The organism is Alteromonas sp. RW2A1 (assembly GCF_001886475.1).
In the GTDB taxonomy this organism is placed as follows: Bacteria; Pseudomonadota; Gammaproteobacteria; order Enterobacterales; family Alteromonadaceae; genus Alteromonas; species Alteromonas hispanica.
Genome location: NZ_CP018031.1, coordinates 237,607 through 262,968, shown reverse-complemented (window position 1 = coordinate 262,968; position 25,362 = coordinate 237,607). Strand labels below are relative to the sequence as shown.

General features: G+C 44.1%; 18 protein-coding genes. 6 read left to right on the top strand and 12 right to left on the bottom strand.

Annotated features, from left to right (window positions below; genetic code table 11):
* Window positions 1-8: 8 nt before the first annotated feature.
* The 4 genes from BM528_RS01180 to BM528_RS01165 form a co-directional block, all read right to left on the bottom strand.
* Window positions 9-1,052: a rod shape-determining protein gene (locus tag BM528_RS01180; protein ID WP_032094811.1), complete on the bottom strand. Its 1,044-nt coding sequence runs from the start codon at window positions 1,050-1,052 to the stop codon at window positions 9-11.
* A 419-nt stretch (window positions 1,053-1,471) separates the two neighbouring features.
* The gene (locus BM528_RS01175; RefSeq protein WP_071978325.1) at window positions 1,472-1,987 is read right to left on the bottom strand and encodes a hypothetical protein; all 516 of its coding nucleotides are present in this window, start codon (window positions 1,985-1,987) and stop codon (window positions 1,472-1,474) included.
* 101 nt (window positions 1,988-2,088) lie between these two features.
* Window positions 2,089-3,624, bottom strand: a complete 1,536-nt coding sequence (gene glpD, locus BM528_RS01170) for a glycerol-3-phosphate dehydrogenase (RefSeq protein WP_071978324.1) — start codon at window positions 3,622-3,624, stop codon at window positions 2,089-2,091.
* Between the two features lie 244 nt (window positions 3,625-3,868).
* Window positions 3,869-4,627: a DeoR/GlpR family transcriptional regulator gene (locus BM528_RS01165; protein WP_071978323.1), complete on the bottom strand. Its 759-nt coding sequence runs from the start codon at window positions 4,625-4,627 to the stop codon at window positions 3,869-3,871.
* A gap of 196 nt (window positions 4,628-4,823) precedes the next feature.
* On the opposite strand from BM528_RS01165, the gene glpK reads away from it, so the two are divergent.
* The 6 genes from glpK to BM528_RS01135 all read left to right on the top strand — a co-directional run bounded on the left by glpK (window position 4,824) and on the right by BM528_RS01135 (window position 15,536).
* Complete coding sequence (gene glpK, locus BM528_RS01160; protein WP_071978322.1) at window positions 4,824-6,308, top strand: glycerol kinase GlpK; 1,485 nt, start codon at window positions 4,824-4,826, stop codon at window positions 6,306-6,308.
* Window positions 6,309-6,611: 303 nt separating this feature from the next.
* Window positions 6,612-9,425, top strand: coding sequence for a TonB-dependent receptor (locus BM528_RS01155; RefSeq protein ID WP_442855894.1), 2,814 nt, complete (start codon window positions 6,612-6,614; stop codon window positions 9,423-9,425).
* Between the two features lie 107 nt (window positions 9,426-9,532).
* Entirely contained in the window at window positions 9,533-11,065 is a 1,533-nt protein-coding gene (locus BM528_RS01150; protein WP_071978321.1) for a tryptophan halogenase family protein, read from the top strand.
* 12 nt (window positions 11,066-11,077) lie between these two features.
* Window positions 11,078-11,827, top strand: a complete 750-nt coding sequence (locus BM528_RS01145; RefSeq protein ID WP_071978320.1) for a SapC family protein — start codon at window positions 11,078-11,080, stop codon at window positions 11,825-11,827.
* 20 nt (window positions 11,828-11,847) lie between these two features.
* Window positions 11,848-13,305: an SLC5 family protein gene (locus BM528_RS01140; protein ID WP_071978319.1), complete on the top strand. Its 1,458-nt coding sequence runs from the start codon at window positions 11,848-11,850 to the stop codon at window positions 13,303-13,305.
* 101 nt (window positions 13,306-13,406) lie between these two features.
* On the top strand, window positions 13,407-15,536 hold the full coding sequence (locus tag BM528_RS01135) for an alpha-galactosidase (protein WP_071978318.1): 2,130 nt from the start codon (window positions 13,407-13,409) through the stop codon (window positions 15,534-15,536).
* 76 nt (window positions 15,537-15,612) lie between these two features.
* On the opposite strand, the gene BM528_RS01130 is transcribed toward BM528_RS01135, so the two are convergent.
* From BM528_RS01130 to BM528_RS01100, 8 genes are all read right to left on the bottom strand, one after another.
* Window positions 15,613-16,713: a tetratricopeptide repeat protein gene (locus tag BM528_RS01130; protein ID WP_071978317.1), complete on the bottom strand. Its 1,101-nt coding sequence runs from the start codon at window positions 16,711-16,713 to the stop codon at window positions 15,613-15,615.
* 354 nt (window positions 16,714-17,067) lie between these two features.
* On the bottom strand, window positions 17,068-17,208 hold the full coding sequence (locus BM528_RS18695; RefSeq protein WP_232230542.1) for a hypothetical protein: 141 nt from the start codon (window positions 17,206-17,208) through the stop codon (window positions 17,068-17,070).
* A gap of 69 nt (window positions 17,209-17,277) precedes the next feature.
* A complete protein-coding gene (locus BM528_RS01125) occupies window positions 17,278-18,357 on the bottom strand; it encodes an alpha/beta hydrolase family protein (protein ID WP_232230541.1) in 1,080 nt (359 codons plus the stop codon).
* A gap of 457 nt (window positions 18,358-18,814) precedes the next feature.
* Entirely contained in the window at window positions 18,815-19,399 is a 585-nt protein-coding gene (locus tag BM528_RS01120) for a single-stranded DNA-binding protein (protein ID WP_071978316.1), read from the bottom strand.
* 315 nt (window positions 19,400-19,714) lie between these two features.
* The gene (locus tag BM528_RS01115; RefSeq protein ID WP_071978315.1) at window positions 19,715-21,277 is read right to left on the bottom strand and encodes a sodium/sugar symporter; all 1,563 of its coding nucleotides are present in this window, start codon (window positions 21,275-21,277) and stop codon (window positions 19,715-19,717) included.
* A 467-nt stretch (window positions 21,278-21,744) separates the two neighbouring features.
* Window positions 21,745-22,884, bottom strand: coding sequence for a galactokinase (galK, locus tag BM528_RS01110; RefSeq protein ID WP_071978314.1), 1,140 nt, complete (start codon window positions 22,882-22,884; stop codon window positions 21,745-21,747).
* A complete protein-coding gene (locus tag BM528_RS01105) occupies window positions 22,877-23,932 on the bottom strand; it encodes a UDP-glucose--hexose-1-phosphate uridylyltransferase (protein WP_071978313.1) in 1,056 nt (351 codons plus the stop codon). Before BM528_RS01105 ends, galK begins: the two co-directional genes overlap by 8 nt.
* A 182-nt stretch (window positions 23,933-24,114) precedes the next feature.
* Window positions 24,115-25,137: an aldose epimerase family protein gene (locus tag BM528_RS01100; RefSeq protein ID WP_071978312.1), complete on the bottom strand. Its 1,023-nt coding sequence runs from the start codon at window positions 25,135-25,137 to the stop codon at window positions 24,115-24,117.
* Between the last annotated feature and the right edge of the window lie 225 nt (window positions 25,138-25,362).

Sequence of the window (25,362 nt, the reverse complement as noted above, 5' to 3'; positions counted from 1 at the left end):
TTACCTGTTTACTCGTAGCTAAACAAGTCGCCGCCGTGAAGGTCAATCATGTCGAAAGCCTTACCACCGCCGCGTGCTACACATGTAAGAGGGTCATCGGCAATCACTACCGGAATACCTGTTTCTTCCATCAGCAATCTGTCGAGATCTTTAAGTAGTGCACCACCACCCGTTAACACCATACCGCGCTCAGATATATCTGACGCTAACTCTGGCGGGGATTGTTCTAGTGCTACCATTACTGCTGATACAATACCGGTTAACGGCTCTTGTAGCGCTTCGAGTATCTCGTTTGAATTAAGCGTAAATCCGCGTGGTACACCCTCTGCCAAGTTGCGTCCGCGAACTTCAATTTCGCGTACTTCTTCGCCCGGGTAAGCTGCGCCTATTTCGTGTTTAATACGCTCAGCTGTAGCCTCACCGATTAGTGAACCGAAGTTTCGACGTACATAGTTAATGATCGCTTCATCAAACTTGTCGCCACCAATGCGCACAGAAGAAGAATAAACTACGCCATTAAGTGAAATGATAGCAACTTCTGTAGTACCACCACCAATATCAACAACCATTGAGCCTTGTGCTTCAGATACAGGAAGTCCTGCACCAATGGCCGCCGCCATAGGCTCATCAATTAAGTATACCTCTCGGGCGCCAGCACCTAGCGCCGACTCTTTAATTGCACGTCTTTCTACTTGTGTAGAGCCACATGGCACACACACGAGTACTCGTGGACTAGGGCGCATAAAGTTGTTGTCGTGAACTTGTTTGATGAAATGCTGAAGCATTTTTTCGGTCACGTAGAAATCGGCAATAACGCCGTCTTTCATAGGGCGAATGGCACGAATGTTACCTGGTGTACGACCAAGCATGCGTTTCGCCTCTGCACCAACCGCGGCCACGCTTTTGGGGCCGGCAGCGCGTTCTTGTCGAATAGCGACAACAGAAGGCTCATTAAGAACTATGCCTTGGTCTTTAACGTAAATCAGCGTATTAGCTGTTCCGAGGTCGATGGACAGATCGTTAGAGAACATGCCTCGAAGCTTTTTAAACATGAAGAGTGTATTCCTGTTTTTATGTTAACGCGTATTTGCAAGGGTGAGATGGCGACGCTTTAACGTGAAGTCGATTGTTATTTCGCACACTTTAACAATGAGGGCAATTTTGGGCAAGCAATGCCTATGTTTACGGTTAAAATAACTTCATTTTTTGCAACCTCTATTTATGCAACGTACTGCAAAGGTGAGAAATGAAGGTCAAAACTTATGCAAATAACCAAATTTCTCAAAAATCACATTGTTAATATGAAATAGCAGAAGAAAGTAGAGTGTAGCAAAGATTCACCGCATCCTTTTCATCGGCATTTTACTGTAGCACTAGCAAACTCTTGGCAGAGGTGCCTGATGCCCGTGGTCTTAAAGTTTAGTGATAAATCGGCTCTTTATAACAAATAGATGCGCTTATTAACTTTATCCTAAAGTCTAGGTGGGGTTACTTCGCCAATAGCTGGAAAGTAATCAAATTCTACACCTTTACTTATACTGTATCGGCACCAAAAACTTCGGCTATCAAAATCGCCGTCGTTATTGTCGGTACCCGTTGAGTAAAACCGTGCCTTAACATTGAACCCGTCCACCCGCAGAGGACTTCCGATTAACGACGTCCAGACTTTTGCACAGCCTTCATCGCTTTCTTGCGCGGTGGGCCAACCGTAGTGATTCATTCTCACCGGCTTTCTATTCACTTCCCTTCCACTGTCATTATAGTGAATAAGCATGATCATGCTGGGCTTTTGTCGCACTTGCCACTGATAATGCGAAGATATGACGTGGCGTTCAAACTTCTCTGCATGCTCTGAAAAAGCCACGACCGTGGTATCAGAGTCTCCGGTGTAAAGGTTATTTATAAAAAAACCGAGGACACCGATGAAAATCAAAACTATGAATATTTTCAGTGCGGTTGATTGTGAACTATTTTCTTTTTCTGTCATTTTTGTTGTCCAATAGTCATCAAAGATGCGCAAGCTAATGATGCACACTCTTTGAGATTATCGGCCGCTTTTTCAAAAAGATAAAGCGCTGCATGACACCGTTATGCAGTTGCTCTTATATCAACAAGTTGCTTAATCGCCTTTACTTTGTATTCTATGTAATTAGACAGAGATTCTTTTTGAATATCATTCAAGCGTAAACCGTGCTTAGTTCTGCGCCACAAAACGTCTTCAATTGTTAGCGCCCATTCGTGCTCTATCAAATAGTCTATTTCTGCTTCAAATAACTGGGCTCCAAAATCTTGCCCTAAATCATTCAAACCTGACGCGCCGGTTAAAAATTTATGGCAAAGCAAACCGTACTGGCGCACATAGCGCTGAATAACGCTTTCTGGTAACCACGGATAGCTGCTTTTTAACTCGGCTGACAATGACGCCTTATCAGAAAACGCACCTCCGGGAAGCGGAGCTTCTCTTGTCCATGCCTTTTTTGCTCGCGGAAAGCATGACACAAGCTTGTCTACAGCATGTTCTGCCAGCTTTCTGTAAGTAGTAATTTTCCCGCCAAAGATGTTGAGTAAGACTGGCTCTCCTACTTCACCCTTAAGCTCTACTTTATAGTCTCTTGTGAGCTCTTGTGCCGAGGCATTCTTTTCTTCTAGTAACGGTCTTACACCACTATAACTGTGCACTATATCTTCTGTGCTTATCTTGGTTTTAAAATAAGTGTTGACTACGTCTATAAGATAACGGGTTTCATCATCAGAGATAGCAGCATCTAGAGGGTCTCCTTGGAAGTCTTCATCCGTTGTACCCACTAAGCTGAAGTCGTCTTCGTAAGGAATAACAAAAACAATGCGACCATCTTTATTTTGTAAAATATAAGCTTCATCGGTGTCATAGAGTTTTGGAACAACAAAGTGGCTGCCTTTTACCATGCGCATAGCATTTGGATTTTTCACATCTACCAATCTATCAAGGAATGAAACAGCCCATGGCCCCGTGGCATTGACAATAGATTTCGCCTTTACTATAAACGTTTTACCTTCATGATCACGTAAAGTCACCTTCCACAATGCAGCTTCTTTCTCAGCGCTTATGCACTCTGTTCTGGTGCGGATAGTAGCACCTTGGTCTTTTGCTGCTAATGCATTAAGAACAACTAAGCGCGCATCATCAACCCAGCCATCTGAATACTCAAAGCAGGTTGAAATGTCGCTAACTAATGGACTTTCACTGGAGGTTTTTACCCTTTTTGAACGAGGCAGCATATTCCGCTTGGCCAGCGAGTCGTAGAGGAATAGCCCAATTCTTATCATCCAAGCTGGACGCAAATGCTTTTGGTGAGGTAAGCGAAAACGCAATGGCCACATAATATGTGGGGCTTTTTGAAGCAATACCTCACGCTCGGCCAGTGCCTCTTTAACGAGTCGAAATTCGTAATGCTCTAAATATCTGAGGCCGCCATGGATAAGCTTACTGCTAGACGATGATGTTGCACCAGCCAGATCGCCATTCTCACACAAGGTGACAGATAACCCTCGCCCTGCCGCATCTAAAGCCACGCCAACGCCGTTAACACCGCCTCCAACAACAAGCACATCAACTACGCTGCTATCTTGCATACTTTTTTCCATTATCTGCCCCTTAGTGACACACTATTTATTTGGTTATTTGACAACCAAAAAGAACTCATGTCAACAAAAACGAACATAAACGAAAATTAAAAAACAAAATTTAAGATACAAATCACCAACTCTAATGGCACTTATATTTATAAATGCTAATTAACAGTTTATGTGTGGCGAGCAGCCGCAGTAATACATTTAGAGGTGCAAGTTATGGATAAAATGGGCAAGAGGGTAGCAGGCTTTGATGTGCCTAAGCTTGAACAAACTTGATATTGTTTTCTTTGATGATTTTTTTAATTGATGCAGGGGGGGGTTGGTCGCATACCAGGCAGTCTACTTGCGAAATGTGGCCCTGCTCTACCATAGCGCGCCGTTCAAACTTGCTGTAGTCGGCAGCTAAAATAACGTGTTGTGTATGCTCTAGTATGGCTTGAGAAACCTTTACCTCACGAAAATCAAAATCGAGAAGCGCGCCGTCGGCACTGATACCGCTGATACCAATGATGCCATAATCCATTCTGAACTGGCTGATAAAGTCACACGTTGCCTCGCCAATAATACCGCCATCTCTGTAGCGTACTTCACCGGCCGCAATAATTACCGAGAAATCTTCTTTTGCTGACAAGATGGTCGCCACGTGAATATTGTTCGTTACCACATGCAAATTACTGTGGTTAAGTAGCTTCGTTGCAATTAGCTCTGTTGTGGTGCCTATATTGATAAACAAAGATGCGCCGTCGGGGATCATAGCGGCCACTGCGTTAGCGATTTTCTCTTTAACATCGCTGTTTTGCGTTTTACGTTCTTGGTAAGGCGTATTTTCCCAACTTCGGTTTAAGCCAGCGCCACCATGGTAACGGCTTATAACGCCAGTATTCGCAAGCTGGTTTAAATCTCGTCGAATCGTTTGTGGAGTGACGTCACAGGTAGAAACCAGATCATCAATCGACATGAAGCCATGCTGCTTTATAAGGGCTATTATTTTTTCATGTCGTTGCGTTTGATTCATTTCTTACCTTGGTGACCATTCAGCATTGTTAGCGCTAGGTGTTAACTCAGAACAATTACGCTAACAGTATACGTGCAAATGACGCAAGTGCACACGTTCGTTCGAACATTCAAATGTTCGTTTTCGAAAATACGGCATTGTTAAATAGGTGTAAATGATGCAAACTCTATGAAAATAATATTGTAGAGGTGACAGCATGAGCCAACATATTCTTGCCATCGATCAAGGCACAACAAGTTCTAGAAGCATTATCTTTTCACCTAATGGCAAAATAGTCGCCGTTGCTCAACAAGAGTTTTCTCAGAAATACCCGAAAGACGGTTGGGTAGAACACGATCCAGAGGAAATCTGGGAAAGCGTTCTCTTTACTCTCAAAGAAGTTTTCAACAAATGTTCGTTAGCGCCCTCCGACATAGCGTCAATTGGTATCACTAACCAACGCGAAACAACGTTGGTATGGAACAAGAATACAGGTAAAACTGTCTATCCTGCAATTGTATGGCAAGACAGGAGAACAGCTCAACAATGTCGAGAACTCAGCAAAGATGAAGAGTTTGTTTCCTACATTAACACCTCTACAGGGCTTCTTCTTGACCCCTATTTTTCAGCAACAAAAGTAGCATGGATTTTAGACAATGTGGATGGCGCTAGACAGCAAGCCGAAAACGGAGAGCTGCTGTTTGGTACTGTAGATAGCTTTCTTATCTGGCGATTAACCAACGGCAAGTCGCACAAGACAGATGCCACTAATGCCTCTCGCACTATGCTTTTTGATATAAATGAGCAACAGTGGGATGAGCGTTTGCTTAAGCAGTTTAATATCCCTGCAAATATGCTGCCCACTGTGATGGATTGTGCCGATGACTACGGTGTTATTGATGCAAGTATTATAGGGTGCGCCATACCTATTGAAGGCGTAGCAGGCGACCAACAAGCAGCACTTGTAGGGCAAGCCTGTTTTGAAAAAGGCATGGCAAAAAGTACCTATGGGACTGGTTGCTTCATGATCTTGAATACAGGCAGCAAGCCACTTCAGTCTAAAAACAGATTACTGACCACTGTGGGATACAGAATTAACGGCGAAACCACCTATGCACTAGAAGGCAGCATTTTTATGGCCGGAGCCACTGTTCAGTGGTTGCGAGACGGCCTAAAACTCATCAGTGATGCGGCAGAATCAGAAGCATTAGCACAACGAGCAAGACAGGATAACGGTGTATTTTTAGTTCCTGCCTTTACTGGTTTAGGCGCTCCGTACTGGGATCCTGATGCACGTGGCGCTATCTTAGGGCTCACAAGAGACACTGGTATAAGCGAAATTGTGGCAGCCGGATTGCAATCGGTTTGTTATCAAACCAAAGACCTTCAAAAGGCAATGGAAAGCGATGGTGCAAGGCCAACAAACATCCGTGTAGATGGCGGTATGTCGCAAAATGATTGGGTTATGGGCTTTTTGTCAGACATATTAGGCGCAGAAGTAGAAAGGCCTGACGTTACTGAAACTACGGCGCTTGGTGCAGCATTTCTAGCCGGTCTTCAACACGGTATTTTTTCATCTATTGATGAGCTTACTCATTGTTGGACAAGCGATAGAGTGTTCACTCCTCGATTGTCAAAAGCAGAGCGTGATCAAGCTTACGGCGGATGGAAAGAAGCAGTAGAGCGCATTCGGTGCAACTAAAACTCCTTATTTTTCCAAATGTTAATAAGACGTTGTAATAAAATGCTCTTTTTTTATGCAAAAAAAGTTTTTATAACATTGTAATTACATTGTCTTTTTGTGCTGGTATTGAAAACAAGGTAAACGTTTCACCTTTTACCTTTTTAGAATTAGCGTATATTTTTCATAATGTTACAAAATTAAAATTAGAAAAATATAACACTCAATGTGTAAAAGTAATGTTAAAAAGCTTGAAAGGCGCACATCTAGACGTAATTTGAGTGAAAAATACGTTAAACGTAGCCTACCCACGGAGAAAACACAGTGATACATAAAAAAAGCACATCACAATACGGACCAGTTGCTAGACGCACCCTACTAGGTGTTGCCGTTGCATCTGCGCTGCACTCGCCCGTTGCATTATCGCAAGATTCTGAGACGCAAAATGTAAACGATGCACCTGTTGAAATTATTGAAGTTCGCGGCATCGTTAGCAGCTTAAAGCGCGCCATGGCCAACAAGAAAGAAAACCTTGCTGTGTCAGACGGTATTGCCGCAGAAGACCTAGGTAAATTTCCAGATTTGAATGTGGCAGAGTCGCTGCAGCGTATCACTGGTGTTTCAATCGACCGTAACGGCGGTGAGGGTCAGCAGGTTACTGTACGTGGTTTTGGTCCACAATTTAATACGGTGCTGGTAAATGGACGTCAGTTGGCAACAGACTCAGCCGGTCGTGCGTTTAACTTCGACGTTCTTGCTGCCGACCAAATTACTGGCGCAAACATTTATAAAAGTGCGGTTGCCAATTTACAGTCTGGTGGCATTGGTTCAACGATTAACATTACGACAGCGCGTCCATTTGACTATGACGGTTTTCAGGCCGTTGGCAGCGTAAAAGGAATGTATGAAAGCCTATCTGAAGAGACCGCTCCACAAGCGTCTTTCTTGGTAAGTAACACCTTTGCCGACGACAAAGTTGGTTTATTGCTAGCCGCTTCACATCAAGAACGCCAAGTTCAAATAAACCGCATTCAAACAGCCGGTTGGCGTCCAGGATTAACGCTTTCAAATCGCAACGACGGTATCATTGCTGATAACGTATACCTCCCACGCAACTGGGATCAAATTGTCGATCAGCAAGATAGAACACGCACAAACGTGTCGCTTGTTGCACAGTATGCGCCTTCAGATGACGTAACCATTACGTTAGATGGTTTTGTGTCTAAGTTTGAAGTTGACTCGCAAGTAACCGATCTTGCTTCATGGTTTGAACCTGACCGCGTGGGCTCGGCTCAAATTTCCGATAACGGTACCGCGATTCAATTCACCCAAGAAATAGACTTACACCAAGGTAGTGGCAATCCAGCTTCTGACTTCGTTTCGTCATCTCGCGGAGTACGTGATGTAACCAGTCAAGGCTTCGGCTTAAATATTGATTGGCAAATTAATGATGCATTGTCTGCAGAATTTGACGTGCAAAGTTCTTCTGCTGAAAACGATATCGCGGGTGAAGGTCGCTTTAACGTAATTGGCATTATTAACAACTACTCTTTCGATGGAACGGGCAGCACGCCAACAGTTATTCACGACGGTTTCGGCAATGGCCAACTTCCTGATATTTCACTAACTCGTTTGCACTATAACGATTTGGGTAACACTCAAGCGTCTGAAGATGATGTTGTTGAATATAAAGCAGACTTCACATACCTCTCAGACTCTGATGTTTTTCGCAGAGCGGACTTTGGTATCCTGCGCTCAGAACGTGAAAAGTACGTGTTCCAAGAATTTGCATCTCAGTGTGCTTTTTGCGGATACGGTACGCCAGCGCCTGTGGACGAGCTTAACATTCGCCCATTCACTGCCAATAACTATTTCAGTGGGTTAATTGATACGTGGTACACCTATGATGGTGATGCTTATCTAGACTACCTAGCGTCACAAGGCGCTCCGGTTATCCCAACGCTTCAACCTAACTACTACAACATTGAAGAAGATGTAACGGCGCTATATGCTCAGTTTGAGTTTGGTTACGAACTTGGTGATATGCCACTAACCATGAACTTTGGCGCACGTTATGAAGAAACAAGTGTAGCTGTATCTGCGGTACAAGCTTTTGTTTCTGATATCGTGCCCACCGCCGATTTAACGTTGTTTGCAAACCGATTTGCTCCAGCTGACGATATTACAGGTACATCCTCATACTCTAACCTGCTTCCTAGCCTAAACGTTAAGCTAGAAGTACAGGAAGATATGTTAGTGCGCTTCTCGCGCTACGACTCGCTTACTCGTCCAACCATGGCGCAAATGTCTCCAGCAACAACCTTTGGCGAACCACGTCGACAAAACTTGCAAGCGAATGGTGGTAACCCGTCGTTGCAACCATTTGAAGCAGAAAACTGGGATCTGTCGTTTGAGTGGTATTACAGCGATGACTCTGTTTTCTCGTTCGCTTTCTTTAGTAAAGACGTTCAGAACTTTATCGTGACACTGTCTGGCAATGAAACCTATTCAATGACCGACAGAAGTGCGGTAGATGGATATCGTTGTGCCGAAACGAACTGTGCTGAAGGTCTTTCACTAGACCCACAAAACCCAGACCGTGATGTTGTGGCCGATACGGAAGAATTGAACGGTGAAAGCGAAGTTTACACTGTAACTCGTCCACAAAACGGTGAAACTGCAACGGTTAACGGTTACGAAGTTGCACTTACGCACGTTTGGGACAACGGCTTTGGTATCACAGCTAATGCCACCGTTGTAAACAGTGACGCAGCGGTAAGCGGCGATACATCACAAACGTTTGCTTTACCCGGGCTTGGTGACTCTCAAAACTTAATTGTTTTCTATGAGCGTGATGCCTTCCAAGCGCGAGTGGCATTCAACAATCGTGAGTCGTTCTTATTTGCGCTAGACAACACATCTGTAGGCGGTGCAACAGGAGAACCTGTTACTACTGAAACTTACGGACAGTGGGATGTGAGTGCAAGCTACGATATCAACGAAAACTTCACTGTATTCTTTGAGGGTATTAACGTAACCGAAGAAGAATTAACGCAAGTGGGTCGTTTCCCTGACCAAATTTACTCTATCGAAGATAACGGCTCTCGTTACGCGGTAGGTATTAGAGGTTCATTCTAAAGCGTGTGTGTGTTGGCAGGGTGAGAACCCTGCCTTTTATTCACAAGCTTGTTGGAAAACGAGTAAGTTTGTGAATAAATGTAGTAAAACAATGGCAATCGTCTCCTATGAATAATTCAACTAACACATCATCAAAACAACGTATCGTTATTGTTGGCGGTGGAACGGCTGGTTGGTTAACTGCGGCCATCGTTGCTGCTAAACATAAAATAGCAAAAGGGCAATGTGGATTAGATATAACGCTGGTTGAGTCTAGCGACATCCCCACAGTAGGCGTAGGTGAAGGAACCTGGCCTACCATGCGAAATACGCTCAAAGATATCGGGCTTTCGGAAAAAGAAGTATTTAGAAAATGTTCTGCCGCGTTTAAACAAGGTGGGAAGTTTGTTAATTGGGTTAATGGAGACGGCGATTTTTATTACCACCCGTTTACTGTACCTCTGGGTTACGGCCGCGTAGAAATGGCTCCGTATATCGACAATATTTCTGAATTTGCCAACTCCACTAATTTTCAGCAGCATGTCTGCGAACAAAACATGGCACCGCGTACTCTCAATGAAGAAGAATATAGTAGTGCACAATCAAACTATGCCTATCATTTAGACGCCGGCGCATTTGCCGATATGCTGAAAACATTCTGTAAAGAAGAACTGGGCGTCACTCACAAAGTAGCCACAGTAGAACAAGTAGAAACGTCTTCAAAACAATGCATTGAGAGCATTACGCTAAACGATAATAGTATTTTAGAAGCTGATCTGTTTGTAGATTGTTCTGGTTTTCGCTCAATGCTTTTGGGCGAAGCACTAAGTGAGCCTGTAGTGTCTGCCAACGATACACTATTTAACAATTCCGCTTTAGCACTGCACGTACCCTATAACGGTGACTTCGAAATCAAACCTTATACTCAAGCCACCGCCCAAGAAGCAGGTTGGATTTGGGATATAGGGCTATCCTCTCGACGTGGCGTAGGCCATGTCGACTCTACAGACTTTACGACAGACGAACGTGCAGAAGAGTTGTTGCGCCGTTATGTAGGAGACGACAAAGGTGAGCTAACGCCTCGCGTGATACGCTTCGATTCCGGCTATAAAAAGCAGATTTGGAAGGGCAACTGTATTGGTGTGGGATTATCTGCAGGGTTTGTAGAGCCTTTAGAAGCCACAGCGCTCATGTTAATCGAGATTTCTGCTCGCTATATTGCCGAACAAATGCCAACGCCCGCTTCTGCTATGCCAATAATAAGTCAGCGCTTTAATAAGCAAATGCAGTATCGCTGGCAGCGCATTATCGATTTTTTAAAGCTCCATTACATTTTCAATCAGCGCTCTGAACCTTATTGGGTAGCGAATAGAGACGCGGCGTCTATTCCCGACTCGTTAAAAGAAGATTTGGAAATTTGGAAATACCGGGGGCCGCAAATTGCTGACTTTTCCGCAGCAATAGAGCTTTTCCCCGCCGCCAGTTATCAATATGTTCTGTATGGAATGGGGTTCTCCCCAGACTTCTCTTTGCAGTCCCACTTCTACACTCAACGGGATTTAGCCAATAAGGTTATTCAGCAAAACCAACTCATTACGCAACAAAAATTAAGCAGCTTGCCCAATCATAGAAATTACATTGAGCAGTGGTTAGCGAGCTAACGAGAATAAAAAATGCCAAATTTTCAGATTTTATCTAGTGAACAACACAGTAGTACTTACGTAGACGAAAGCCGTCTACCGACAACATTTTCCAATTTTCATCTTGTTAATGTGGAAATTAAAGAAGCCGTTCAGGCTTCCAGTGAATTCCCTCTATTTTTCAGTAAAGTAGCAAATCAGCAGCGCTGGACTATTTCTGCGCTGTGTGGCTTTGCACCAAAAGAAAATGTGTTTGAAACGCAGGGGACGTGGCTTGCTCGCTTTACTCCATTAAGCTTGCGGACCTTGCCGTTCACCCTTAATTTTGAAAAAGATCCAGAGGCACCTCAAACAGTTCTAGATATCGACTCTCCTGCGGTCTCAACAACTAAAGGAGAGGCGTTGTTTCTATCTAGTGGCCGACCAACGGCTTATTTAGATAATAAACAAAAGCTGTTAAAAGAGCGGGTTACCGCAATGCAGCAAACTGCCGCATTGCTTAATGACATTGCAGCATTAAACCTTATTCAGCCAACAGATTTGATCATTGAATACTCAGACAATACGCAACAACGCGTAGGCGGTTTGGCAATGTTAAACGAGCAGCGATTGCAAAACTTAACGTCTGAAGAACTTTCGTCTCTCCACAAAACCGGCGTACTTTCTGTTCTCTTCAATATATTGGGGTCGATTTTTCAAATTAATCGAACCATCCACCTTCACAACACTAAGTTTCCTTCTCGCTTTATCAATAATGTGAAATTCGAGACCAGCAAGCAGTAATGAAATCTAGGAGTAAGTAAATGTTTTCCAGCACTATTCAAGTGTCTGTCTTTGTTTTCGTTACCGCGCTAATTGGTTTTTTAACTTACCTTAGCTGTCGCGGCCAAAACAGAAACTCACAAAGTCAGAATCGCGAGCTCTTTCTTGCCGGCGGCGGGTTAGCTTGGTATTTCATTGCAGGCAGTATTACGCTCACAAATTTAAGTACCGACCAGCTCGTTGGTATGAATGGTAATCAAATGGCATTACTCGCTTTGTGGGAGTTTTCTGCTGTTGTGGGGTTGTTTGTTTTAGCCAAAGTATTCTTGCCCGTTTATTACAAATTCAAATGTACAACCACCACTGAGCTTTTAGAGCTTCGTTATAACGATAAACATATTCGAGCCGTAATAAGCGTTCTATTTTTTGCAGGCAGCGCACTCATTTTTTGTCCTGCGGTTATTTATTCTGGCTCATTGTTTATGCAATCCATGTTCAATGTTGAACTGCCGTTAATGTATATTGCAGTGATATTTGTTGTAGTAGGTGCGCTTTACGCCATATTTGGAGGCCTTCGCGCAGTAGCAGTTTCAGATACGTATTCCGGTGTTTTGTTACTTACTATGGCAGTAGTGGTGCTCATTCTGGCATTACAAGCCATTGATTATAACTTCGATGGCATTCCCCAAGAGCGTCTCACACTAATTGGTGATGACGACTCGCCTATTCCTTGGCACACGCTGCTAACGGGTATGATTTTCATCCAGATGTTTTACTGGGGTACCAACCAAGTTATTACACAAAGAGCCATGGCGGCGCCTTCGTTAAAAGAGGCACAAAAAGGCGTTTTTGCGGCAGCAGGAATTCGATTAGTTATTGTACCGGCAATTATTGTTATTCCCGGCATTGTTTCATACAAGCTGTTTGGCGACATCGGCGACAGTGCCTACGGTAGAATAGTTGCCACCGTGTTACCCGATTGGCTCTCCGGCGTATTCGCCGCAGCTATGGCAGCCGCAGTACTCACCACATTTAATAGTAACCTTAACTCGGCTACTGCTCTTTATGTTTGCGATATTCACGAAAGCTATGTGAATAAAACACCTAATGTGCCCAAGTTAAGCGGTTATGTGACAGTGCTTTTGTGCTTAGTCTCTCTTGCACTTATTCCTGTATATCAGCAAGCCGATAGCATTATTAACCTCGTACAAAAGCTGTACGGCCTTTTGAGTATGCCTATTCTATCAGTGTTCATTGTTGGTTTACTGTTTAGAAATGTGCATGCGTTTGCCGCTATTGGGGCGGTATTATTCGGGGTAGCGTTTTATGCATTTGTGAGTTTTGAAGCGTCACCTTTTTATGCACCGTTTGGTTTGCACTATATCCATCTTATGTTCATCACGCTCTTGGGTTGCGTTTCTTTTGCACTTATTGTGAATAAAGTCATATTTCGTCAAAAGAGTGAGTTCTCCCTCGCCATCGAAAAGCAACAGGCCTAATCAATTCAATAGCAAAGAGAATGGGTTAGCTATTCTCTTTGTGTTATTGAGCGAAAATAACCAGCAACAATGTTTTAAACATGATTAAAGCAGAGGTTTACATGTCATCTTTTTCATCATTCGTAACACTAAAGAACAATGTCGCAACGCTCATCTTTGACTGCCAAGGTCGTATGCCAAAAGCCATCTATTACGGCGCGCCATTAAGCGATTCCACAACACCTGAAATGCTCAGTATTTTAAACACCCGTCAAGAAGCCAAGTGTGCACCGGTTATCGAGCCTCCTATCAGCTTGGTGCCTACGCATGGTGAAGGATGGACCGGACAGCCAGGCCTTGAAGTGTCAGGTGATAAAGATCAATGGTCAGCAGGATTTAGTCTTGTTGATGTTATCCAAAACGACGCTTCTGTAGAGTTTATTGGTGAAGATGAGCATAGAGGTATGCGACTAATTACAACGGTGAGTTTAGACGCCAATACTACCGTAGCGTCCTTTTGCTCGCGTGTTGAGAATACGGGGCAAACAGCGCTTCACCTTAGCTATTTAAATGCTGCAAGCCTGCCGCTTCCAACCACTGTTAATAAAATTAAAACCTTTGAAGGTAGATGGTCAGCAGAGTTTCAAACTAGCGATCACGACCTCTTTTTTGGCAGTTACGTGAGAGAAAACCGCCGCGGTAAAACCTCCCACGACACCTTCCCAGGTTTAATTGCCTATCCTCAAGGCACAGGGGAATTGCAGGGTGAATGCTACGGCTACCACTTAGGTGCATCAGCCAATCACAAATTGCGTGCAGAGCTTATGGCTGATGGTAGAAGTTATGTGCAGTTTGGCGAGCTATTATTCCCCGGTGAAGTAGTACTTTCTAAAGGTGAAAGCTATACCACTCCCGTTTTGTACACCGGCTATGGCAATGATGGCTTTTCCTCGCTGTCACAGCAATTTCATCAATTTATACGCAGCAATATTTTACACCATAGCGCAGAATCAAAACCTCGTCCTGTGCACTACAACACATGGGAAGGCATTTATTTCGACCACGACGAAGCAACCTTAAAGGCCCTTGCTGACAAGGTGGCGCCGTTGGGGATTGAGCGTTTTGTGCTGGATGACGGCTGGTTTAAGGGACGACGTCATGACAAAGCAGGCCTTGGCGACTGGTTTGTAGATGAAGAAATTTATCCAGAAGGGCTCGACGGGTTAATAGACCACGTAACGGGGTTGGGGATGGAGTTTGGTATTTGGTTTGAACCTGAAATGGTGAACCCAGATAGCGACCTATATCGCAATCATCCTGAATGGGCATTACAAAGCGAAAACAACCCCCACGTACCGTTTAGAAATCAGTATGTACTCGACCTGACCAACAACGATGTTGTTGAATATCTGTTTAAGGTGATTACCGACATACTCGCCGCCTACCCTAAAATTAGCTACATTAAATGGGATATGAACCGCGACGTTAATCACCCTGGCAACCTGCACGGCAAGCCTGCCATGTATGGCCAAATGGCCGCTCTCTATAGTCTCATCGACCGCGTTAAAGCAGCCCATCCTGGTATTGAAATAGAAAGCTGCTGCTCGGGCGGCGGACGTATCGACTTAGGCATACTTCCTCATACTGACCGCTTTTGGACTTCCGACTCAAATGACGCGTTAGACAGACTGTATATTCAGCGTGGCTGCTCGTTCTTTTTCCCATCAGAGGTAATGGGTGCCCATGTAGGCCCGCGCGACTGCCATATTACCGGTAGAAACTTACCCATCGAAATTCGTTCTGCAGTAGCGATGTTTGGTCATATGGGTATTGAAATGGACCCACGTGAACTGACAGAGCACGAAGAAAAAGTGCTTACCGATGCCATTTCACTCTACAAACGCATTAGACATCTCACGCATGGCGGCGACTTGTTCCGTATGGATGATGATGGCCTTAATGTTAAGTTTGGTTATGCGTCGAAGAATAAAGAGGAAGGTGTTTTTGCTTATAACAGTGTGCAAGAAACCCGCCGTACTACTCCTGCTCGTTTTTATTTTGCAGGGCTAGATGCTGAGAAAAAATATACCGTTGAACGAGTTTGGCCTGAAGTACTTAAAGAGTATAGCCCTTCCATTCTTCAGCAACTAGATGGCAAGGTGTTTACAGGAGAGGTGCTTATGAAGTATGGCATGCAACTACCCGTGCTTTTCCCAGAAACAGCGCTTATCTATTCAGTGAAAGCGGTTTAAAACGAAAAGAAACGAAAAGAAACTAACAGCCTGAACGTGATATTGACTGCTTTCAGGCTGTTCTTAACAAACGGCTTTAAGCCCGCTTTTTAATCTTCTTTTTTAACGCTTTCAGAATTTTTGAAAAACGTTCGCCCTCGCTCCCATTGATAAGCGCCAGCGTACTTTTCGCTTTCTCAATGTCATTGGCATTTAAGCGCAGCTCTGCGAGTCGCAGTTGGGCCCAATTTACACTTGGCAGGCCTGCTGTATCGATATTCGTTGTATTGAAGCCATCAATATACTGCTCTAATGCAGCAATGCCCGTATTGGTAAATTTGTCGCTGTTTAACGCTACTTGGCCAAGGCGGTATTTGCCGTACAGCAAATTGCTTTCGCGCTGTTCGTACTCGTGCCATTGCGCCGAATCTTTGCTTTCTACCGTTGCTACCGACATTTCCATTAGTGGCGACAGCGCTTCAAAAGCGTGGCTGTATTTTTCAGAAGATAAATAATGACTGCCGAATTCAAAGTTAGCTCGTAAGGCCGAGGCCTCATTCTGTGCAAGCGCGTCGTAAATAGCACGTGCTTGGTCTTCATTATCGTCTTTAAGATAGAAGCTAGCCAAAGCGAATTGGCCTTCTACGCTATCAATTGTGGCGATCTTTTCTGCCAACTTTTTCGCTTCATCCATATCACCACCGGCAATGGAAGGAGCAACTAAATGAAATTGCATTAGAGCGCGATAAACCGCAATTTCGTCAGGCGCAATAGCAATTGCTTGCTCTAAGCTGCTTTTGGCTTTTTTTGCATAACCCAAAGCTGAAAAGATACTGTTTGACGCCTGCGCTCCCATTACGTTGGCATGGGTATGAAAGGCACGATAATCTTTGCTGTAGCTTGCTATAAACTCTTCAGCTACTTCTTCGGCATCGTCTAAATCTGTATTCATGAGTGCTGAAATCAGCAAATTATATTGCTCTGGACTTTTTCCTTTTACGTCCTCCAGCTTATCAATAACACGCTCCCAGTCTCCTTGTCTGGCGTACATTTCAAGGTTGGTAAGCTCTGCACTTTTCTCAGACGACGTTGATACTGAGCTATCAGCTGCGAATGTTGTGCTCAATGGGGTAATTGATAGCATGGTTGTTAAAAGGGCAGCGCGTGCTAGTTGCGATGCAGGATAATTCAATTTCATAGCAATTCCTTTTGGGGAAATAATAGTGTCGAGCCACTGTCACAGCAATGGTTACTGCACACTAGGCTTAATAGATTGTGTGCTAGATATTAGGTTGATGCTTACGCTTATATCGACTCTGTTTACATTAACCTATGCTGAACAATATTCCAGCAATGAGTTGTAACAATAGTTATACCAGTCCGCGATTACGAACATTTTAAGCCTCGCTGAGTTGGGAATTATCTATGCGGACTGGTATTACCGTTTCGCAAAAGAAATAAACGAACAAGAAACGCATAAAAAAGGGGCTCATAGTCGAGCCCCTTCGCGGGTAACAAATAAACTCTCTAACAAAGAGATTTTAAAACAGAATTATTTTCCGCCTTTTCCTTCCATATGTAACCCTAACGCCCAGCGATTATCGAAACCTTTCCAAGGCGCAGGCGTCTCACCGCCGCTTGGTACCTGGTCACTACTGCCCGTTACCTCTAAAAATGCGCAATAATCTGGCATGGCTTTTACATGGCAATTCATTAGCGCTAAGGCAAAGTGTTCGTTAATCGCATTAAGCTTTTGCTCTTCTCATGCGGGCTCTATATAGCTACCCAAGTCGAACTCACTGCCATACGCTTCTTTCGGTGCCGGGTGAGGTGCAACATTATGACGTGCGTTTTTAATGGTTAGTAACTTGGTATCTTTATGCGTTGTGTGATCAAACAACCAACGAATGCCATCGTAGCCTGATATATCGTCGTTATCTCCGGCTACAAACAACACCGGTACGTTGATATTGGATATCGACTTTGTATCAAACAACTGCTGCTGCCCGCCCCACGGTGCCAGTGCCAGGGCGGCTTTCCATGCGGGTAATGTGTCATCACTTGAAGGCTTGCCACCTGCGCAGGTGTTTAAGGCCGCTTTGACCAACTGCACTGTTGCAGGGTCTTGTGTACCGGTAAAAGTGGCAGCCGTAGTATCGTTAAACGCGTAACAACCTCCCACCGTGCTCATTGCGCCATATCCGCCCATTGAGTAACCAATCACTCCTGCGCGAGTTTCATCCACCTCGTCGGCAAAGAAGTTGTGCTGAGAAATCGCATTAAGCGTAAACACCTGATCTCTCGAGCGATTCAACAGCGTACTTGGAAACCCACTGTAAGGACTTTCTGCAAAATTAACGTCTTTGTTTGTTGAGTCTGTATGGTCAATGGCGGCAACCACATACCCATGAGAAGCCAAGTGCTCGCCAAGATAATGCATTAGTGTGCGGTAGCCGGTATAACCGTGAGAGATGACTACGATAGGATAGTTTTCGTCCGTCGCCATAATGGGCGCATCGCGATAGGCATCAGCTTGAATTTCAAAAGACTTACCGCTACGTGTTTCATCGCTATAGATCGCCAGCTCCGTGCTCTCTGATGCAGGATACCAAACCTCGAGGGTTAACTTACGCTTTACCATTTCTCCTGACATTGTCATTGCCGCTTCGGGGTATGCAACATCAATGGTTTTAACCCCTACCTGTAGCTTTCCACTTTCGCTGAGCTCAGGCATTACATCAGCTGGGAAGTCTTTGTAGACATTTTGTGCTGCGAAAGATGCCGAGTTGAGCAATAAACCCGCACTACACCACAAGACACTCAATAGGGATAACGTTTTCATATTATGCTAAATCTTTGTAAACAAGTTTAAAACAATATATTACTCAATTAGTGACGACAAGCAAGAAAGTCTCTATTTATATGAGATATTGTAAAAATACGCCTTGAGCGAATTACTTTCACGCCATGAATTTATAGGTAAGCGTATAACCTCAATAGTGAAAATAGTTAGATAAGTCCTCGGGTAGACACTTAGGTTAAACGCTAGGGTAGTCGCTAAAAGCTTCAGCGAAGTGAAAAGAAGAGGTTCGCTCTAAGTGTGAGTAGCGTAAATGATATTGCTCTGGGCTTTAGAGTTTCAGGCGTTTCGGTTTCGAGCGAGGGTTTCATGCTAGCGGTTTCAATTTGCAGTGTTAATACCAGTCCGCATAGATAATCGGTATCAAAAAAATTCAAAAAAAAGCCGCTTAATAGCGGCTTTTAAGATTATTTTTCAACATTTAATATTTTGTCTTGAATTAGAACGGAATATCGTCATCAAAGTCAAAGTCTGGCTCGGCCATTGGCGGAGTTTTTGGCTGAGGCTGATTACCACCTTGAGGAGCAGCTTGATTGAAACCGCCGCCTTGGTTTTGGTTGTAACCGCCTTGTTGCTGACCGCCCTGAGCTGGTGCTTGATTATAGCCACCGCCCTGGTTTTGGTATCCACCGCCCTGGTTATTTTGCGGACGTTGGTAACCGCCGTTACCACCACCAGCTTCACCGCCGCGACCACCAAGCATTTGCATTTGGTCTACAATAATTTCTGTGGTGTATCTGTCTTGACCCTGTTGGTCTTGCCACTTACGAGTTTGCAATTTACCTTCAACATAAATCTGCGAACCTTTCTTTAGGTACTCACCCGCAATTTCAGCCAAACGACGATACATCGTTAAACGATGCCATTCGGTGCGCTCTTGCGGTTGTCCCTGCTGATCCTTCCAGCTTTCGCTAGTTGCAAGACTTAGGTTTGCAACGGCGTTTCCGTTCGGCATGTATCTAACTTCAGGATCATTGCCAAGGTTTCCTACAAGAATGACCTTGTTCACGCCTTTCGTTGCCATTGATGTCTCCTGTAACGTGTTTATTTGGCTTGCTGCTTTTTGTTTACAGTAACGTGCACAGCATATTACTCAATAGTATTACGCTGTGCCTTGTTAGGTACTGCCTTCATGCATTCTATTTACGCATTGTATAAGAGTACGACAGCAACAAGCTCGAAAGTTCATTGATTCAAGCCCTGTAGTATATCGTATTTTAATAGGGAAAAATGAAGTTTTTATTCCCCTAATTCAGTACAACAACGCTAACAGAATATTTCTACACCGTCTTCTGATCTTTTGTGCGGTTTAACAGGCACGGCATATTGTTCAGTCTACCTACCACCAAGCGGTATAGAAAGCGATGAGAATGAAAATGACTGCAATAGCTGCAATGTTAAAGCCTCTGGTGGTATGGAACTGCACCTCATCTAAGTGTACCGCGTTCTCATGCACGCCTTTCTTCTCTAGAAGAGATACTACAACCGCCAGTGCAATACACAGTACAAACACAATTCCTACGCGATCTATAAATGGCAGTTCGGGCCAAAACTGTCTGAATACAATACTGAGAACAAAGGACCCCAAAGCTGCTAGCAAACCACCATTGGCGGTGGTTTTCTTCCAGAACATACCCAGAATAAAGAGGGCACAAATACCCGGAGTAAAGAACCCTGTAAATTCTTGGATATATTGGAAGGCTTGATCGAAGTTGCCAAGCAGCGGCTTCGCCGTGATCATGGCAATAACAAGTGCCAGCAGGCTTACAGAACGCCCCACTTTTACATAATGGCTCTGTGTTTCGTTAGGACGCTTATCTTTGTATATATCCATAGTAAAAATAGTTGAAACGCTATTGGTCATAGAAGCAAGAGACGAAACTATTGCCGCAACTAGAGCAGCGAAAATAATTCCTTTCAAGCCAACAGGCATAAGCGTCATCAAACTGGGATAGGCCTGATCGGGTTTAGCAAGCTCTGGAACCAGTATAACTGCTGCGATACCGGGCAGCACAACAATAAGCGGCATGAGCAGTTTCAAAAAGGCAGCAAACGCAATACCTTTCTGAGCTTCTTGTAGACTCTTCGCAGCCAGCGTTCGCTGAATAATATATTGGTTAAATCCCCAATAAGACAGGTTCATTATCCACATCCCACCAATAAGAACAGATATGCCCGGTAAGTCCATATAGTGTGGATTGTCTCTCGCAAGAATCATATCGAATTTACCAGGCAACTGCTGCGTTAAGTCGATAAATCCTTGAATAGGGCCGGCGCCATCGCTTATTAAATTCAACGCAGTGTAAGAGAGAAATAGACCACCAAATACAAGCAGTACCACTTGAATAATATCTGTAAATGCGACTGCTTTTAATCCGCCGTAAAGAGAATATGCTAAAGAAAATAAACCCAAAAATATCATGCCGTACATCATATCTACGCCGGCAATAGTATTAATAGCAAGTGCACCTAACCACAGTACAGCGGTTAAGTTGACAAAAACGTATACCCCTAACCAAAATATTGCCATGACCTTGCGCACGCGGTGATCGTAGCGCTGCTCCAAGAACTGAGGCATAGTGTAAATTTTGTGCTTTAAAAAAATAGGTAAGAAGAATTTGCCTACAATTATCAACGTAATGGCAGCCATCCATTCATAAGATGCAATAGCCAGCCCTATCTGATAGCCCGAACCAGACATCCCAATAATCTGCTCTGCCGATATATTTGCAGCAATCAGTGACGCGCCGATAGCCCACCAAGGTAAGCTAGAACCCGCTAAGAAATAGTCATTCGTATCTTTTTCGTGTCCCGCTTTCTCTCGGGAAACCCATGCAGCTATTCCGTTAAGCGCGATGACGTAGATCACAAACAAGGTGATATCTAAGGTGGCTAATTTCATAAAATTTCCCGAGTAACACTAGGGCCTTAAAACCTAGAGAGTGCAAAAATATTTGTTGACGCTGTTTTTATGGCGTTGCATTTTATGACATTAAAGAAAGCGTTATGCAAACGTCTAAGAAAGTTAACTGCACAAATCGTAGTACCACATCTTAGGGCGTGTTGAACTTAGCTGAACGCTTATCTAGTACTAGAGATAAATAGTACCAGAAATATCGAGTAGGGTGAGGCGTCACTGCCTCATCCCTCTCACAGAACCGTACATACGGGCCTCGTATACGGCTCATGCACATAGTTATTTAGCGTAATTGCTGCCCTTGCCATTCGGATTATCTTCCCCTCAGTCAGGGTGATTCAGGTTTCTTTCAACCTGACGGGTTTGCCAGCTTCGCTGGGCAAACAAAAAAGCCGCAATCAGATGATGCGGCAAGGGGCACAAATAAATTTTTTAGAACGCCAATTATTACATTAAGCAAACGCACCTTGTGTGGCAGTACATACGTAAATGTCTGCATGATAACCAGTTTTATCAAAGTAGCTTTTATCTACCACTTCCTTTACTGCATCTACGCTGTCCGTTGGGACTAGCGCAACTACGCAACCACCGAATCCTCCACCTGTCATACGTACGCCGCCAGAACTTCCCAATAGCTCATCAATTATTGATACCAGATAATCGATAGGAGGTACGGTAATTTCAAAATCATCTCGCATAGATGCGTGAGATTGAGCCATGGCTTTACTTACCGTGGCAATATCACCTGCTTTCAGTGCATCACTTGCTGCCAATGTGCGAACGTTTTCCGTAATAATGTGTTTTGCTCTGCGATATACCACCTCCGGCATGTCAGATTTTGCTGCTTCTAACATTTCGATGGTAGCTTCGCGCAGCGAGGATACACCAAGTAATGACGCCCCACTTTCGCACTGCTCGCGACGCAGGTTGTATTCACTGTCTACCAAACCGCGTTTAACATTGGAGTTGATAATGACAATTTGATGAGTACTTGGCAGCGGAGAATGCTCAATAGATAGCGACTGGCAATCGAGCAGCATCGCTTTACCTTCATTCCCCATAGCCGAGATGAGCTGATCCATAATGCCGCAAGAGCAACCCACAAAAGTGTTTTCAGCTTTTTGTCCAAGTAGCGCGGCTTTCACGCCATCTAACGGAAGTTCATAAAGCGAACTGATCGCTTTTAAAATTGCCACCTCAAAAGAGGCAGAAGAACTTAAACCCGCCCCCTGCGGCACATTACCGGTTACCAGTAAATTAGCACCACCAACAGTAGGAAAATCTTCTTTTAAAACCTTTACAACACCCCGAACATAGTTTGCCCAGCCCTGTTCTTTGTCATATTGAATGTCGTTAAGCGAGAATTGGTTTCGTTGGTCTTCGTAATCTGTAGCGGTTACAACAATAGTGTTGTCCCTGCGCTTAGATGCTGCAACCCAAGTACCGAAGTTGATTGCAGCTGGAAAAACAAAGCCACCATTATAGTCGGTGTGTTCACCAATAATGTTTACCCTGCCCGGTGCATGGGCAATAAGGGCTGGCACTTCGCCATAATGATGCTCAAAACTTGAAGAGAATATTTGGTTATCCATTCGTAATCTCACGTTTCTTATAATGCTTGCTAGAAAGCGCTTTTAATCTTTCTGCAGCTTGTTCTGGCGTTAAATCACGCTGTGCTTCTGCCATCATCTCATAGCCCACCATAAATTTTCGCACACTGGCTGAACGCAGTAGCGGTGGGAAAAAGTGAGCATGTAAGGTCCATTCCGGATGCGCTTTTGAGTTAAACGGAGCACTATGCCACCCCATAGAGTAAGGGAATGAAGTCTCAAATAAGTTGTCGTAGCGCGCGGTAATATCGCCAATAATTTGTGCAAGAGTTAATGACTGTCCTTTGCTTAACTCGTGCAATGCACACACATCAAAGCGAGGTAATAACAATGTTTCAAAGGGCCATGCTGCCCAATAGGGCACTACTACCACCCAATCATCGTTTTGACAAACAACTCTTTCCTGTTTTGCAATCTCTTGCTGTGCGTAGTCGGCTAACAGGGCTCGACCATGTTCAGCGAAATAACCGCTTAGCTGAACTTCTTTTTTGGCAGGGTCTGTTGGTAAGTGCTGCTGCGCCCACACTTGGCCGTGTGGATGAGGATTAGAACACCCCATCATTGCACCTTTATTTTCAAATACCTGAACCCATTGATAATGTTGTCCTAGCTCTTGAGTCTGCGCTTTCCAGCACTCTACAACATCCAAACGTTCCTCATCGGTCAGTTCAGGCAGTGTTTTGCTGTGATCAGGAGAAAAGCAAATAACGCGGCTACAGCCTTGCTCGGTTTCAAACTGAAACAGCCCTTTCTTGTCACTCGCGGCTACTGTGTCTTTTTTTAACGCGGCAAAATCGTTCTCAAAAACAAAGGTGCCTGTGTACTGAGGATTAACTTCACCGTTTACCCTTGTATTGCCGGGGCATAAATAACACGTAGGGTCGTACTGCGGTTTTTGCTCATTATTAGGCTCTTCAGACTGTCCTTGCCAAGGTCGCTTGGCACGATGAGGCGATACCAGCACCCACTCACCTAATAACGGGTTAAATCTTCGGTGTGGATCATTTGAAGGGTCGAATGGACCTGCCATAGTCGCTCTCTTTAAATATGAATATAGTGCTACACTTTTACTCTAAAACAATAAACTGCACACTTGAGGTTAAACGTTTACCCAAAATCATATAGTAAAGATTGAAATTTATCAATGTTCGCAGAAAGAAAAATAAATGTTAATTTCAATAACATCTACATTCACCACCTAATATCTACTGGCTAACTCATAGAAAATACATAACAAATTTCCATCTTTGCGGGCTTTTCCGGTGTTGCTATGCAGCTTGGGAAATGAGGTTTGTTCGGGGAGTCTGGAAAATACTGAGGCTCAAGGCATAGGGCACCCATTTGCTTATCGTTTCTCAGGTTGCCGGTGTAAAACTGTAGGCCCGGTAATGTGGTGAACAGTTGCATTTTTAGCCCTGTATCTGCAGCAAATACCTGTGCTTGTGCCTGACCACTTCCATCATTATTTAGCACGTAGTTATGATCGTAACCGCCCACAATATCAAATAGTTTATGGCCTGGCGTATTATGAACTCTATTCCCTATCTCAGTGGGCTCAGTGAAATCGAATGGCGTATTTTTCACATCAATAAATTCGCCTGTAGGTAATAGTGTGGCATCTGCATCTGTTACTTTATTTGCATTTATCTTCAACACGGTGCTTTCTACCGAGTCTGCGTTACTCAATGTAAAATAAGCATGCTGCGTAAAACTAAGAGGCGTCGCTTTATCGGTAGTGGCGTGTATTGTAAGTCTTAGGGCGTTGTTATTGTCTAATGTATAACGGGCCTTCACGACAACATTACCAGGAAAGCCACCTTCTCCCTCTTCGCTGCGTAACGTTAGTTCTAAACAAGCAGCATTGTCGTCGAAATGAGAGGTTGCCTCCCATATGCGCTTGTGAAAACCAGCGTTGCCACCGTGAAGGCAATGCTCGCCGTTATTTTTGTCAAGACGATACTCTTGTCCGTCAAGTGTGAAGCATCCATTACCAATACGATTAGCATAACGCCCCACTATTGCGCCGCGGTAGCTTTCGTCGGCAATATAGTCGTTAAGGGAGTCGAAAGTTTGCACGCACTGCGTTGGCTTGCCACTGGCATCAGGTAGATTGATTTCTTTGATAATTCCACCAAAGCTTAAAATCTTCACTTCCATGCTATTCGCATTTGTTAACGTAAACATGTCTACAGATTCACCCTTAGCGCTACCGAAACCTGATACCTGAATATTCATAATACTTTTAATGCCTTTTTCCGTTTGCGAGATAACATCACTAGTGTAAAGCCGTGGAGGTGTTGACCGATGTTTTTATCTGCCACTTGGCTAAATGCAATCGTGTCAGTCAACGTATTGCTCTGTTTATAATTTATCGAACACACTTTTTACAATAAAAAGCGTTTATACCCAAGAAGATAAAGGGTATACGTTTTCAATAATGTGCAATTGTTGTGAAAGTAT

Excerpts from the sequence above, each read along its gene's own strand:
- BM528_RS01180 (WP_032094811.1), bottom strand. The coding sequence starts at position 1,052 with ATGTTTAAAAAGCTTCGAGGCATGTTCTCTAACGATCTGTCCATCGAC.
- BM528_RS01175 (WP_071978325.1), bottom strand. The coding sequence starts at position 1,987 with ATGACAGAAAAAGAAAATAGTTCACAATCAACCGCACTGAAAATATTC.
- glpD (WP_071978324.1), bottom strand. The coding sequence starts at position 3,624 with ATGGAAAAAAGTATGCAAGATAGCAGCGTAGTTGATGTGCTTGTTGTT.
- BM528_RS01165 (WP_071978323.1), bottom strand. The coding sequence starts at position 4,627 with ATGAATCAAACGCAACGACATGAAAAAATAATAGCCCTTATAAAGCAG.
- glpK (WP_071978322.1), top strand. The coding sequence starts at position 4,824 with ATGAGCCAACATATTCTTGCCATCGATCAAGGCACAACAAGTTCTAGA.
- BM528_RS01150 (WP_071978321.1), top strand. The coding sequence starts at position 9,533 with ATGAATAATTCAACTAACACATCATCAAAACAACGTATCGTTATTGTT.
- BM528_RS01145 (WP_071978320.1), top strand. The coding sequence starts at position 11,078 with ATGCCAAATTTTCAGATTTTATCTAGTGAACAACACAGTAGTACTTAC.
- BM528_RS01140 (WP_071978319.1), top strand. The coding sequence starts at position 11,848 with ATGTTTTCCAGCACTATTCAAGTGTCTGTCTTTGTTTTCGTTACCGCG.
- BM528_RS01135 (WP_071978318.1), top strand. The coding sequence starts at position 13,407 with ATGTCATCTTTTTCATCATTCGTAACACTAAAGAACAATGTCGCAACG.
- BM528_RS01130 (WP_071978317.1), bottom strand. The coding sequence starts at position 16,713 with ATGAAATTGAATTATCCTGCATCGCAACTAGCACGCGCTGCCCTTTTA.
- BM528_RS18695 (WP_232230542.1), bottom strand. The coding sequence starts at position 17,208 with ATGCCAGATTATTGCGCATTTTTAGAGGTAACGGGCAGTAGTGACCAG.
- BM528_RS01125 (WP_232230541.1), bottom strand. The coding sequence starts at position 18,357 with ATGAAAACGTTATCCCTATTGAGTGTCTTGTGGTGTAGTGCGGGTTTA.
- BM528_RS01120 (WP_071978316.1), bottom strand. The coding sequence starts at position 19,399 with ATGGCAACGAAAGGCGTGAACAAGGTCATTCTTGTAGGAAACCTTGGC.
- BM528_RS01115 (WP_071978315.1), bottom strand. The coding sequence starts at position 21,277 with ATGAAATTAGCCACCTTAGATATCACCTTGTTTGTGATCTACGTCATC.
- galK (WP_071978314.1), bottom strand. The coding sequence starts at position 22,884 with ATGGATAACCAAATATTCTCTTCAAGTTTTGAGCATCATTATGGCGAA.
- BM528_RS01105 (WP_071978313.1), bottom strand. The coding sequence starts at position 23,932 with ATGGCAGGTCCATTCGACCCTTCAAATGATCCACACCGAAGATTTAAC.
- BM528_RS01100 (WP_071978312.1), bottom strand. The coding sequence starts at position 25,137 with ATGAATATTCAGGTATCAGGTTTCGGTAGCGCTAAGGGTGAATCTGTA.